Consider the following 13,391-nt stretch of genomic DNA (forward strand, 5'->3'; position numbering starts at 1 on the left):
ACTTATAATGAAATTTGCCGTGCTTGATTTTGAAACTACGGGAACCCAATCCGTGGGTGAGATCATCCAGGTTGGCCTTGCCATTATAGAAGAAGACCGGTCTATTTCCCGGGTGTACGGTTCCTACGTCAAGCCCGGAACACCGATCCCCCCGTTTATTACAGGATTGACCGGTATTACAGACAGTGATGTGCAAGATGCACCTGAACTGGATGAGATGATGATGGAGCTTGTCCCCATGCTCGATGATGTCGTTCTGGTTGGACACAATGTGGCTTTTGATTTTCATTTTCTGCAGAATGCGCTCGACCGGTGTGGCTATTTGCCGTTCCAGGGCCGGATTCTGGATACGATTGATTTTCTTAAAATATGCTTTCCGTCATTGACCACTTACCAGCTCGGTGCGGTAAGCACCTATTTCGGCCTGACACATGACCGTCCGCATCAGGCAGACAGCGACGCCCATGCGACTGCACTTGTGCTGCTGAAATGCCTGGAGGAACTATACAGCCTCCCTCTCCTGACTATCCAGCGGCTGAATGAGCTGTTTGCAGACGAGGACAGTGATCTGGCCTGGTATTTTGACGGGCTGCTTCGTGAACGGGAAATGGAGACCTTCCAGCCTGAAGGAGAACTTACTTTCTACCGTCAGCTTGCACTGGCTGTCGGGGATTGGTCAGAGTTGTCCCCCCCCCGTGAGGAGGGAACTGGCAATCCTCTGCAGAATATTACCTTTGAGGAATTTATGGAAGAGGTGACTGTGCGGCTGAAGGAGACTTTGCCCCAGTACGAGAGCCGTGAAGCCCAAGAGATTATGATTCACGAGGTCATGGCGGCCCTTGAGGGTGACAAGCATCTCTTGATTGAGGCAGGAACGGGTACAGGTAAATCGCTGGGATATCTGCTTCCTGCTATTTATCACAGTGTGCGCTCAGACCAGAAAGTAATGGTGAGCACACATACCATCAACCTTCAAGACCAGCTGCGTGAGCGCGACATCCCGCTATTGACGAGTGTCGTGCCGTTCCCGTTTAAGGCTGCAATCTTTAAGGGAAGAGGGCACTATTTGTGTCTGCGAAAGTTTGAACAAAGAATAAACAAAAAGGACTTTACAAGTCCGAGGGAAGAAGCGCTTACTGCGGCACAAATGATTGTGTGGCTGACGCAGACCCAGTCGGGTGATGATGAGGAGCTGAATCTGAACGGCAGAGGCGGTGATTTCTGGGAGACTGTGGCCAGTGATACGGACTCATGCCTTGGACGATCCTGCCCCTGGTTCCGCAAATGCTATTACCACCGGGCTAAGCACGAAGCCGGGATTGCGGATGTCGTAGTGACCAATCATTCCAAGCTATTTGCTGACGTCAAAGCGGGGCATCAGCTGCTTCCAGCTTATGAGCACCTTGTTATTGATGAGGCCCATCATCTGGAGGATATTGCAGGTAAACACCTGGGCATGCAGATGAAATACTTTACCGTAGCCCATACGCTTACACGTCTCTATAAGGACAGCCGGAGCGGCCAATTGCCGGCTCTGCGTCAAACACTGCAGTCTTCAGGCAGTGAGCAGGCGGCGGAATGGAGCGGGGTGATCGACAGAATCTACCCGGATTTGCTTACGGTTAAGGAATCGTGGGACACGCTTAGCGACAAACTGTTTGCCCTGCTTCCAGAACGTAGTGATGCCGCAGCCGGGGAGGCCGGACAACTGGTAGCACGTTTGCTGCCAGGCAAGAAGCCCAAGGATTGGGAAGAGCTGGCTGCGCTTGAGAACACTCTACATCTAAGTCTTAGTGAAATTATCCGCAAGGGCGATAAGATGCTAAGTGAAATGCGTGAATCGGAGAGCCAATCGTCATCGGACAGTCTGGTGACGGATATCGGAGGGTTGTTCAAGGATTTAGCCTCCATACGGGAGCAAGTGCGGTTCTTCATGAACCTGAACGACGAGAATATTGTCTACTGGATGGAAGGCAGCGGTAACTATCGCGGGAAGTCGCTGCAGCTCTATGCGGTGCCAGTCGATGTCAGCGCCCAGCTTAAGGAGCTCTTTTTTGATAAAAAGAAAAGCATAGTCCTTACCTCAGCTACTTTGTCCGTTGATAAGTCCTTTCAATTTATGATTGACAATCTGGGACTTAGTGAATCCGCAGAACAAGGAAGGCTGATGACAGCTCTGCTCCCGTCGCCGTTTAAATACCGTGAACAGGCTCTTCTGGTCATCCCGCGTGATTTCCCCAGTGTCAAAGGCAGCGTGGGCGATGCCCGTTTTGTCGATAAGCTGGTGCACTCATTGGCTGAGGCAGCTGTGGCAACACGGGGGCGGATGCTTGTACTTTTCACTTCTTATAAAATGCTGCGCCAGGTCTATGATCCTCTGAAGGAGGCACTCCTCTCTGAGGATATCACTGTACTGGGGCAGGGAGTGGAAGGGGGCAGCCGGAGCAAGCTGATCCGGCGTTTTCAGGATAGTGCAGCTTCTGTGCTCCTTGGAACCAGCAGCTTCTGGGAAGGTGTGGATATTCCCGGGGAGGCTTTAACCTGCCTTGCCATTGTCAGATTGCCTTTTCAGCCGCCGAACCATCCGCTTGCGGAGGCTAAGGCTGAACTGCTTCAGGCTCAGAAAAAGAACCCGTTTATGAAGTTGTCAGTCCCCCAGGCCGTTATTCGTTTCAAGCAGGGTTTCGGACGTCTGGTGCGTACTGCGCAAGATCGGGGTATTGTTATTGTATACGATACAAGGGTTATTGAATCTTATTATGGAAAGTACTTTCTCTATTCGCTGCCTGGACCCAAGATGGAACATATGCTGACAGATCAGATGGTTCCGCGAATTGCGGAATGGCTGGAAGACGGCAGTGTATCTTAACCTGCAATCATTTCTATTATAGTCAAAGAACAACAAAACTCCGTTTTCTTGGCGTCCGGTTCTGCTGTGACGCCGGGGAATGGACTAAGCTCACAAAACTTGGTTTATGCTTACGAAGTAAGTTTTGTACGAAGTAATATTATGATGCAATGCTCACAAAACTTTTAGGAGGAGAAAATATGAAATCGGATAAAATATCGGAGGCCGTGGTACGCAGACTTCCAGTGTATCTGCGCTTCCTGAACGATCTCCTGAAGCGTGAAATCTCCACCGTATCTTCCCAGGAACTGGGACAAAAGCTTGAACTGAATCCAGCCCAAATCCGCAAGGATCTGGCTTATTTCGGGGATTTCGGCAGAAAGGGTATCGGTTATGATGTCTCATACCTCATTGAGAAAATCCGCCATATCCTGAAGCTTGACCAACAGATCAACGTGGCGCTGGTGGGGGCAGGTAATCTTGGTCACGCTCTCTCTAATTACAATGCCTACTTGAAGGACACCATGAAAATCACTGCTGTATTTGATTCCTATGCTCCCAAGGTGGGGCAGCAGATTAACTCACTTACCGTGCAGCCCATGGAAGAATTGGGAAGCACAATCCGTAAGCAGGGCATCCGTATTGGAATTATTACGGTACCGGATAGCGAAGCGCAGAACGTTGCCGATATTCTGGTCGATTCAGGCATTGAGGCCATTCTTAATTTTGCACCGGTGATCTTGAAGACCCCGTCTAATATCAGGGTTCATGCCGCTGATTTTACTACTGATTTGCAGAGTCTCGCCTATTATTTGCATGATGGAAAGGACGAAGTGGAAGATGCACAGCAATAAGATTGTAATTGTAAACGGCCGATTTCTGGTTCCGGGTACTGAGACACCAGTACTAAGCGGCTATATGACTATAGAAAAGGATATCATCACATACATAGGAGAAGCCAAACCTGTCATTGAAGAAGGTACGCAGACTATTGACGGAAGCCGCCTGCTGTTCATGCCGGGGCTGGTCAATACCCATGGTCATACAGCAATGTCGCTCCTTCGCGGATACGGTGACGACATGGTCCTTCAGAATTGGCTGCAGGAGAAAATGTGGCCAATGGAAGAAAAGTTCACCGGAGACGATGTTTTTTGGGGAACCTCATTGTCTGTACTGGAAATGCTGAAGGGCGGCACAACCACCTTCCTGGACATGTATGATCATATGGACAGGGTTGCCGAGGTTTCAGAACAATCGGGCATGCGTGCTGTACTTATGCGCGGGGTTATCGGACTTTGTCCGGAGGATGTGCAGAACCATAAACTGGCAGAAGCGATAGCCTTTGCCCGCAATTGGCATGGCAAGGCGGATGGAAGAATCACGACAATGATATCCCCGCATGCCCCTTACACTTGTCCTCCTGAATTTTTCGTAAAGTTTGTTCAGGCTGCCCATGATCTGGACCTGCCTATGCATACGCACATGTCGGAAACCCGGCGGGAAGTTGAACAGAATGCGGCGGATTACGGCTTGCGTCCTGTTGCACATCTGGAGAAGCTGGGGATGTTCACCCGCCCGTCGCTTGTGGCTCACGGAGTTCATTTGAATGATGAAGAAATAGAGATTTTAGCCCGCTACAACGTAGGGGTATCGCATAATCCTGGCAGTAACTTGAAGCTCGCAAGCGGGGTAGCACGGGTACCGGAGCTGCTGCGGGCGGGAGTCAAGGTATCGCTGGGCACGGACGGTGCTGCAAGCAACAACAACCTGGATATGTTCGAGGAGATGCGCCTGGCTGCTCTGATCCACAAAGGTGTGAGCGGAGATCCGACAGCTGTACCGGCACCGGAAGCATTGCTGATGGCGACCGAATATGGTGCACAGTCCATATTCCTTGGCAATACAGGACGGCTGGCTCCAGGGATGAAGGCAGACTTCATAGCTCTAAATATCGACCAGCCCCACTTCCTTCCGCATACGGATTTGCTTTCCCATGCCGTCTATTCGGCAAGTGCCAACGATGTAGAACATGTATGGGTGGACGGCAAGCAAGTGGTGAAGAATGGTCAATGCCTGACCTTGGATGAGGAGCTTATCCGCCGCAAGGCGCAGGAGACCTTCGAGGGCCTGCTGAAACGGTAAATGAACAGGATCAATGACGCATCCAGAAGAAAGGGAGCTGCACTTTGAAGAAAAGAAGAAAATGGCTTCTGCTGGGGATCCTCCTGGTTCTGCTCCTTCTGTTCGGACTAAGCCAGTTCTATGCTTACGTGATGAAAGACCAGTGGAACGAACGCAGTGCAGCCAGAGAGGTTGCTGAAGCAAGGGCAGGGCTGACCAAGGTAACCAAAGCACAGAAGTCCGTCTGGGACGAAAATTCGATATACTGGGTGCTCACAGGACGTAATGCAGCTGGAACGGACCTTATGGTATGGGTGCGTTTTACCCGGGATGGCAAACCCGCCGGAGGCGACAACGATGTGTATGCGGAAGAGTTGTCCAAGGGCATGTCGGAGCAGAAAATCCGCTCCGTCATAGCAACGGATCTGCCGGGAAGCAGCATTGAACGGCTTTTGCCCGGAGTGTATAACGGAGAATATGCCTGGCAGTTATTTTACAAGCTGGAAGGCAGGTATTATTACAAGTTTTACCGATTTGCCGATGGCAGCGCGATTGGAGACGGCTACAGCTTACCAAGCCGATAAAGTGCTAGAGTAGAATATCGAGCGGGTAGATAGTAATCTGTCTACCCGCTTTTTTGTATATGGGGAAGATGAAAGATAGGCTGTATTAACGGATATATCAGCCGATATATACTTTTGATGAAGACATAATTATAACTTTGATATAAAAAAACAAATAGTATCCAAAGAAAAAAGACCGCAACACTAAATGTTGCGGTCTTTGGTGTCGATATAAGGGGAAATGAGCTGTCAGTATGCCCAGAAATTAGTACTGAAAATTTTAAATATATTCACACTTTTCTTCGAAATCGTATATACACCTATGATATACTACTACTTGTACTAAGGCATGCTAAAGAGCATGTCAGTCTCGGAAGAGCGGTAGACACGCTATTTCATATCTATTCTATTATGTAACTTGTTTTTTATTATTGAGAGGAGGACGTTTCATGAAGCTACGCCTTATGCCTGTACTGCTAACGTCTTTGCTGTCTGCTGCGTTGCTATTCGGAGGCTGGTATTCCTATCGGGAGTTCGCCGTGCAGGAGCCGCTTCGGAAGATAGTATCTGCTTATGAGGGAGTGAATGATTCCCATATCTCTATTAAACGTAATGAGGTTACTTTGAAACTTGATTTGAAGCCGGGCACAAAATTACGTGAACTTGTTCAGTACGTAAATACTGAGGGAAGATCGGCTATTAACGGCCGGGCACTAAAACTGGATGTGGAGCAGCATTCCAGTCAGCTTCTGGATGAATATTGGGATCAAGCGATGTTCTCGGTTGCTGAAGCGATGGAGAGCCGTAAATATACATTAATTCCTGCGAAGTTGGATGAACTGAAATCTCAGAATCCCAGTTACAGCAGTGTGGTCGCTACAACAGAGATCGATGATAATAACGTATATGTGAGCCTTAGCGACGGTAAGGAAAGCAAATTCATTATTTTACCACGCGCAGCGGCAACGATGGGAGTGTGGAATAATGCCTAAGTTTTGGAAAGAGGTAGTCATCGGATTTGTTCCTGTACTGATGATTTTTATGGCGTTTATCGGCATTAATATTTTTCCGGTTATCATTGCGGCCGGTATGGTTGGCGCACTGCTCCTTATTGCACATCTGCGCGGCGGATTAACAGTGAATGCCGGAGGAGACAAAAAACGTAAGAAGAGCGGCCCTTCGAAGCTGACCTTTGAAGAAATCGGAGGACAGGACAATGCCAAGCAGGAGCTGCGTGAGGCGCTGGATTTTCTGATCCGCCATGAAGAAATCAGCAAATTTGGTATCCGTCCGCTCAAAGGGATTTTGTTGACAGGCCCTCCGGGGACCGGTAAGACTCTTATGGCCAAAGCTGCAGCACACTATACAAACTCTGTATTCGTAGCTGCATCAGGCAGTGAGTTCGTGGAGATGTATGTCGGTGTCGGCGCCGGACGCGTACGTGATTTGTTCAAGGATGCACGGACACGCGCTTTGAAGGAAAATAAACAGAGCGCGATTATTTTTATCGATGAAATTGATGTCATCGGCGGCAAGCGCGAAGGCGGACAGCAGCGTGAGTATGATCAGACACTCAATCAGCTACTGACCGAAATGGACGGAATTTACAATAATGATACGCCGCGCATTCTGCTGGTCGCGGCAACGAACCGCAAAGAAATGCTGGATTCAGCGCTGCTGCGTCCCGGCCGCTTCGACCGTCATATCCAGGTGGACATGCCGGACAAGAAAGGCCGTAAATCTATTCTCGATCTCCATGCCCAGAATAAACCGCTGCATGAAGGGGTTAATCTGGATAAGATTGCAGAAGAGGCTTACGGTTTCTCCGGTGCACAGCTCGAGAGTGTGATGAACGAAGCAGCGATCTACATGATGCGTGAGAACCTGACAGAAGTGGAGCAACGGCATCTGTCGATGGCAATCGATAAAGTGATGATGGGCGAAAAGACAGACCGGGAGACGAACCACGAAGAGAAGAAACGGGTGGCGATCCACGAACTGGGACATGCCATTATGGCCGAGCTGCTGCGTCCCGGTAGTGTCAGCCAGGTTACGCTTACGCCGCGCGGGCAAGCGCTTGGGTACGTACGGCATAACCCGCAGACTGAGCAGTATCTGTATACAAAGGACTACCTGGAGAATCAGATTATGATTGCGCTGGGCGGAGCAGTAGCAGAAGAAATGTACTATGGCGGAAGAAGCACCGGATCACGTGGTGACTTCGATCAGGCGCTGAATATTGTGGAGACAATGATGAAGTCGGGACTGACTTCACTTGGGATCGCTAATCTGCAAATGGTTACCACCGAAGAGTTAATGAAGGAAAACAGTAAAATACTGGATGAATTGATGGTGCGTACTCATGAGCTTCTCGGGAAGCAGCGAAATGTATTTGATTACTCTCTTGACATATTAATGAAAGAAGAAGTTCTCTCCGGAGAGCAATTTCGTTGTCAATTTCGTGACAGTGTCCTTTTACCGGCATAATTCTTTATGCCGGTTATTTTTTTTTACTTTTCAGACATGCTAAGATATTATTATATGTCGGGCTACATATTTTTTACGACAGACAAGGTACAATACAAAAGTATAGATACCTGAAAGGATGGAGACTTTTACATGAATTTTAAAAAAATCGGTGTCATCGGTGGTGGCACAATGGGTCAAGGGATTGCTGAAATGCTGGCAGCCAAAGGCCTGGATGTTATGCTTGTGGAGAAAACCGCAGAAAGACTGGACTATTCCTATGCAATGATCGAGACAAGTCTCGACAAACAGCTGGAGAAATGGGCAATTACCCAAGCTGAAAAGAAACTGATTCTTAGCCGTATCGAAAAAGTAACACATTTCGCTGAACTTAGCTCCTGCGATATGGTCATTGAGACTATCACCGAGGACCTGGAAGCCAAGCAAAAGGTATTCAATCAGCTCGATCAGGTGTGTCCGAGCCACATTATTCTGGCCAGCAACACGTCTACACTCAGCTTGACTGAGCTTGCCAGCTCTACAATGTACCCGGAACGCGTCATCGGCATGCATTTCATACATCCTGTAGCGAAGGTAGATCTCGTCGAAATCGTGCGCGGACTGAAAACTTCTGACAGCACTTTTGAAGATACCAAAGCCTTTGTTGATGAAATTGTTGAGAAAAAAGGCGTCATGATCTACGAATCTCCAGGATTTGTATCTTCACGCCTCATTTGCCTGTTCATTAACGAAGCTATGCATGTCCTGCAGGAAGGTGTCGCTTCTCCTGAAGATATTGATGATGCTATGCGTATCGGTTATCAATTCCAGCACGGGCCGCTTGAAATGGCTGACCGTTTCGGTCTGGATTCCGTTCTTGCTGCACTGGAGAATATGTTCCGGGAGTACGGTGAACTGAAATACCGTCCATCCACTATTCTCAAGAAAATGGTGCGTGCAGGACAACTGGGCATGAAATCGGGCGAAGGATTCTTCAAGTACGACAAGGATGGTGACCGTGTATGAATATTCTAGTAATTAACTCAGGAAGTTCTTCATTGAAATACCAGCTCTACAATATGACCGATGAATCTGTACTTGCCAAAGGTCTGGTAGAACGCATCGGGATGGACTCCTCCATTCTGAACCACAAGCCAACAGGCAAACAGGAAATTACTGAAGTCAGTGAAATTCTTGAACATAATACTGCGATCCGCAAGGTGCTTGCTTGTCTGACTGACAAAGAGCACGGAGTGATTGCTTCAATCGACGAGATTAACGCAGTTGGACACCGTGTAGTTCACGGGGGCGAATTCTTCAAGGCTTCCGCGCTGGTTGATGCCGATGCCAAAACCAAGATCCGCCAATTGTTTGACCTTGCACCGCTGCACAATCCGGCAGCAATGATGGGGATTACGGCAACCGAAGTGAATATGCCTGGTGTACCGCAGGCCGTTGTTTTTGATACTGCATTCCATCAGACCATGCCTGAGAAAGCTTATATGTATGCCATTCCTAGAGTGCTGTACAACAAATACAAGGTTCGCCGCTACGGCGCACACGGGACTTCCCATGATTTCGTGAGCAAGGCTGCTGCAGAATATCTGGAGCGTCCGCTTGAAGACCTTAAGATCATTACTTGCCACATCGGTAACGGTGCGAGCGTGACTGCTGTTGACGGCGGACTGTCCATTGATACTTCGATGGGGATGACACCGCTTGAAGGCCTGATGATGGGTACCCGCAGCGGAGACCTTGATCCGGCAATCGTTCCATATGTAATGAACAAGGAAGAGCTCTCCGTTGGCGAAGTGAATTCGATGCTGAACAAGCACAGCGGACTCTTGGCTATTTCTGGCGTCAGCAGCGATATGCGTGATATTATTGATGGTGCGGAAAAAGGCGAGCCGAACTCTACACTTGCTTTTGAAATGTATGAGTATCGTCTGCGGAAGTATATCGGTTCTTACGCGGCAGCGATGAATGGAGTAGATGTGATCGTATTTACTGCCGGTGTCGGCGAGAATGCCGCCTTGCTGCGTGCCAAAGTGCTGAATAACCTTACTTACCTTGGTATTGAACTGGATGCAGAAGCCAATAAGGTCCGCTCCGGTGATCCGCGCCGTATTTCTACGGCAGAATCCAAGGTGCAGGTGCTCGTGGTTCCGACAAACGAAGAGCTTGTCATTGCACGCGATACTTATCGTATTGTGCAAGGAATTAACGGCTAAATCAGAGGAGAGATCAGTAGGGATGGCTAACAAGAGTGTAATCAAGAACGTGAATGAACATGTTGGGGAAAGTGTTGTAATCGGCTGTTGGGTGAACAACAAGCGCTCCAGCGGTAAAATTCAGTTCCTGCAGCTTCGCGATGGTACAGGCTATATCCAGGGCGTTGTGGTGAAATCGGAAGTGCCGGAGCAGGTCTGGGACGATGCCAAGAGCCTCACCCAGGAAAGCTCATTGTATGTGACCGGAATCATCCGTGAAGAGCCCCGCAGTCAATCTGGATTTGAGATGACTGTTACCGGTATAGAGGTACTGCATATTACAGAGAATTATCCAATTACCCCGAAGGAGCATGGTGTTGATTTCCTGATGGATCACCGTCATCTCTGGCTTCGTTCCGCGAAGCAGCGGGCAGTGCTTGTGATCCGTGCGGAGATTATCCGGGCGATCCAGCAATTTTTCAATCAAAGCGGATTCACGAAGGTAGATCCGCCGATCCTGACTCCAACGTCTGCTGAAGGTACGACGAACCTCTTCCACACCAAATATTTTGATGAGGACGCTTATCTAACACAAAGTGGACAGCTGTACATGGAAGCGGCGGCAATGGCACTTGGCCGTGTGTATTCCTTTGGCCCGACTTTCCGTGCAGAGAAATCCAAAACCCGTCGTCATCTGATCGAGTTCTGGATGATTGAGCCGGAAATGGCTTTCACGGATCACGAAGAAAGCCTGAAAGTTCAGGAAGAATTTATTAGCTTTATTGTTCAGTCTGTATTAACCAACTGCCGTGCAGAGCTGGAAGCGGTAGGCCGCGATGTGTCCAAGCTGGAGAATATCAAAGCACCGTTCCCGCGTATCACCTATGATGATGCGATCAAATTCCTGAACGATCACGGACATGAAATTGCCTGGGGTGATGATTTCGGTGCGCCGCACGAAACAGCGATTGCGGAGGCTAATGACAAACCGGTTTTCATTACGCATTATCCAGCTTCCTTTAAGGCATTCTATATGAAGCCTGATCCTGAACGCCCTGAGGTTGTACTCTGCGCCGATATGATTGCTCCTGAAGGTTATGGGGAGATTATTGGCGGATCCCAGCGTATCGACGATCCGGCTTTGATGGAAGAGCGCTTCAAGGAACATAATCTTTCAATGGATACGTACAAATGGTACATGGATCTGCGCACATATGGTTCTGTGCCACACTCCGGTTTTGGTCTTGGACTTGAACGGACGGTAGCCTGGATTTGCGGTCTGGATCATGTACGGGAAACGATTCCGTTCCCTCGTACACTGTACCGTTTATACCCATAGGCTATCAAAGGGGGCTGCGCATGGAAGGCAAAGGATGGAGTACCTGGGGCGAAGGCGTATCTTTTGGCCTCCAGAACGGGATGGCCGTCATTCCTTACGCACTCTTGAAGTATTACCGGAAGCTGAACTTGACCGGCAGTGAAGCGATGCTGCTCATTCATCTGCTATCGTTCCGCCAGGTGGAGGGAATTGAATTCCCTTCTCTGGAAGAGCTTCAGACAGTAACCGGACGTAGTGCAGCGGCGATAGCGGGTGAACTGCAGAAGCTTATGAAGGAAGGTTTCATCAGTATTGATGAAGCCCACGACGAGCTGAGGGACATCCACTATGAGTGCTATAATTTCTCCGGTTTATATAACAAGCTAGGTGCTTTTCTGTCGGAAGTAGTTCAGGAATCCGTAAATGAGAGAAGCAAACCTGATAGTGTGCCAAGTCACCGGGCGTCAGCGCATCATATAGGTGTTCCCGCTCCTGATGGGGGCTACGGCAGTCCGGCCGCTCCTGCAAGCAAGGATGCGGAGGAGAGCCGCAGTCTGTTCACTATTTTTGAGAAGGAATTCGGACGTCCGCTTTCCCCAATGGAATGTGAAACCATCTCCGGTTGGGTAGATCAGGATAAATATCCGGAAGAATTGATTCTCCTCGCTCTGAAAGAGTCTGTATTCGCCGGAAAAGTTCATTTCCGCTATATCGACCGTATTCTGCTGGAATGGGCCCGCAACCGGGTTAAGAATGCCCAGGATGTCAAGGTCTACTCCCAGAAGTTCCGCAGCGGAGGCAGATGATAAGAGGACCAGCTGAAGTTTCTTGTCCTCAACAGGACGGATTGCTTTTCAACTTTTTCCTAACATAAAAACAACCGTACTTCTATTGGCTGATTTAGCCATGTGAAGTACGGTTGTTTTGTTTTGAAGAAAGGATTTATGAAAGCTCCTTTTCCAGTGCAGCACCCATTTCGCGGGAGCGCTCGGCGCAGCGGTTAACGGCGGAGATTACAGTCTCGAAGAAATCACCTTTTTCCAGCACTTCTAGAGCAGCCTGGGTGGAGCCATTCGGTGAGGTGACTTTTTTACGCAAGGCAGCTGGTTCTTCGCCGGTCTGCTGTACCATCCTGGCAGCGCCCAGTACAGTCTGAACGGTGAGCTCTCTGCTCTGTTCAGCCGGCAGACCTCCACGAATTCCTGCAGCAATCATAGCCTCCATCATGTAATAGATGTACGCTGGACCACTGCCCGAAATACCGGTCAGGATTTCCATGCGTTCTTCATCGATTACTGAGGTTAACCCAACCGCTTCGAAGATGTTGAGCGAGGTCCGGCGGCTCTGTTCATCCACTTCTTTGGAAAAAGCAATGCCAGTTGCACCAAGGCCGATGGAGCTTGAGGTGTTGGGCATGGTACGGACAATCGGTTGAGGCTTCCCTAAGAGGCCCTGCATTGTACGGATAGTCATCCCTGCGATCACAGAGATTATTAGCTGATCAGGAGAGAGCAGAGGACTCAGACCGCGCAATGCTTCGGCAGCATCTTTTGGCTTCATAGCAAGCACAATAACCGGTGCTTTGCGTAGATATTCATTTTTTTGTTCAGTATCATTGCTGCCGAGTACTCCATAACGGCTGCGGAGCTCGCTCAGGCGTTCACTGCTGCTACGGTTCAGCATCACGATGTTGCCGGAATCCACCACATTACGGGCAATCATGCCGCGTACAATCGCTTCCGCCATCGAGCCAGCGCCATAGAAAACAATATTGTGATTAATTAAAGGTATTGCAGGTTGCTGACACATGGCTTATGTCCCCCTAAAAGTATTGAGATTACATTAGAATGAAATATCTTCGTAAA

11 protein-coding genes are annotated in these 13,391 nt (G+C 49.1%); 10 read left to right on the forward strand and 1 reads right to left on the reverse strand.

Features of this window, described 5'->3' with window-relative positions:
- Positions 1-7: 7 nt before the first annotated feature.
- From dinG to ACAN54_RS26080, 10 genes are all read left to right on the forward strand, one after another.
- Positions 8-2,869, forward strand: a complete 2,862-nt coding sequence (dinG, locus tag ACAN54_RS26035) for an ATP-dependent DNA helicase DinG (protein ID WP_379162450.1) — start codon at positions 8-10, stop codon at positions 2,867-2,869.
- A 179-nt stretch (positions 2,870-3,048) separates the two neighbouring features.
- On the forward strand, positions 3,049-3,702 hold the full coding sequence (locus tag ACAN54_RS26040; protein ID WP_379162453.1) for a redox-sensing transcriptional repressor Rex: 654 nt from the start codon (positions 3,049-3,051) through the stop codon (positions 3,700-3,702).
- Entirely contained in the window at positions 3,689-4,990 is a 1,302-nt protein-coding gene (locus ACAN54_RS26045; protein WP_379162456.1) for an amidohydrolase, read from the forward strand. The genes ACAN54_RS26040 and ACAN54_RS26045 overlap by 14 nt, the downstream gene beginning before the upstream one ends.
- Before the next feature lie 44 nt (positions 4,991-5,034).
- Positions 5,035-5,553: a cell wall elongation regulator TseB-like domain-containing protein gene (locus ACAN54_RS26050; protein WP_379162459.1), complete on the forward strand. Its 519-nt coding sequence runs from the start codon at positions 5,035-5,037 to the stop codon at positions 5,551-5,553.
- A 428-nt stretch (positions 5,554-5,981) separates the two neighbouring features.
- The gene (locus tag ACAN54_RS26055) at positions 5,982-6,524 is read left to right on the forward strand and encodes a hypothetical protein (RefSeq protein WP_379162461.1); all 543 of its coding nucleotides are present in this window, start codon (positions 5,982-5,984) and stop codon (positions 6,522-6,524) included.
- Positions 6,517-8,019 carry an AAA family ATPase gene (locus ACAN54_RS26060; protein WP_379162464.1) on the forward strand — a complete coding sequence of 501 codons (1,503 nt, stop codon included), beginning with the start codon at positions 6,517-6,519 and terminating at the stop codon, positions 8,017-8,019. Before ACAN54_RS26055 ends, ACAN54_RS26060 begins: the two co-directional genes overlap by 8 nt.
- Positions 8,020-8,151: 132 nt before the next feature.
- Complete coding sequence (locus ACAN54_RS26065; RefSeq protein WP_379162467.1) at positions 8,152-9,024, forward strand: 3-hydroxyacyl-CoA dehydrogenase family protein; 873 nt, start codon at positions 8,152-8,154, stop codon at positions 9,022-9,024.
- Complete coding sequence (locus ACAN54_RS26070) at positions 9,021-10,229, forward strand: acetate/propionate family kinase (protein ID WP_379162470.1); 1,209 nt, start codon at positions 9,021-9,023, stop codon at positions 10,227-10,229. Before ACAN54_RS26065 ends, ACAN54_RS26070 begins: the two co-directional genes overlap by 4 nt.
- 22 nt (positions 10,230-10,251) lie before the next feature.
- Positions 10,252-11,547 carry an asparagine--tRNA ligase gene (asnS, locus tag ACAN54_RS26075; RefSeq protein ID WP_379162473.1) on the forward strand — a complete coding sequence of 432 codons (1,296 nt, stop codon included), beginning with the start codon at positions 10,252-10,254 and terminating at the stop codon, positions 11,545-11,547.
- Positions 11,548-11,567: 20 nt separating this feature from the next.
- Positions 11,568-12,332, forward strand: coding sequence for a DnaD domain protein (locus tag ACAN54_RS26080; protein WP_379162476.1), 765 nt, complete (start codon positions 11,568-11,570; stop codon positions 12,330-12,332).
- 136 nt (positions 12,333-12,468) lie between these two features.
- On the opposite strand, the gene proC is transcribed toward ACAN54_RS26080, so the two are convergent.
- Positions 12,469-13,335 (reverse strand): pyrroline-5-carboxylate reductase, encoded by an 867-nt coding sequence (gene proC, locus ACAN54_RS26085; protein WP_379162479.1) that lies wholly within the window; start codon positions 13,333-13,335, stop codon positions 12,469-12,471.
- Positions 13,336-13,391: the final 56 nt, after the last annotated feature.

The organism is Paenibacillus diazotrophicus, from assembly GCF_042610465.1.

Coding starts and splice junctions, on each gene's coding strand:
- ACAN54_RS26080 (WP_379162476.1), top strand. CDS start 11,568: ATGGAAGGCAAAGGATGGAGTACCTGGGGCGAAGGCGTATCTTTTGGC.
- asnS (WP_379162473.1), top strand. CDS start 10,252: ATGGCTAACAAGAGTGTAATCAAGAACGTGAATGAACATGTTGGGGAA.
- ACAN54_RS26060 (WP_379162464.1), top strand. CDS start 6,517: ATGCCTAAGTTTTGGAAAGAGGTAGTCATCGGATTTGTTCCTGTACTG.
- ACAN54_RS26070 (WP_379162470.1), top strand. CDS start 9,021: ATGAATATTCTAGTAATTAACTCAGGAAGTTCTTCATTGAAATACCAG.
- ACAN54_RS26055 (WP_379162461.1), top strand. CDS start 5,982: ATGAAGCTACGCCTTATGCCTGTACTGCTAACGTCTTTGCTGTCTGCT.
- ACAN54_RS26065 (WP_379162467.1), top strand. CDS start 8,152: ATGAATTTTAAAAAAATCGGTGTCATCGGTGGTGGCACAATGGGTCAA.
- ACAN54_RS26045 (WP_379162456.1), top strand. CDS start 3,689: ATGCACAGCAATAAGATTGTAATTGTAAACGGCCGATTTCTGGTTCCG.
- dinG (WP_379162450.1), top strand. CDS start 8: ATGAAATTTGCCGTGCTTGATTTTGAAACTACGGGAACCCAATCCGTG.
- ACAN54_RS26040 (WP_379162453.1), top strand. CDS start 3,049: ATGAAATCGGATAAAATATCGGAGGCCGTGGTACGCAGACTTCCAGTG.
- proC (WP_379162479.1), bottom strand. CDS start 13,335: ATGTGTCAGCAACCTGCAATACCTTTAATTAATCACAATATTGTTTTC.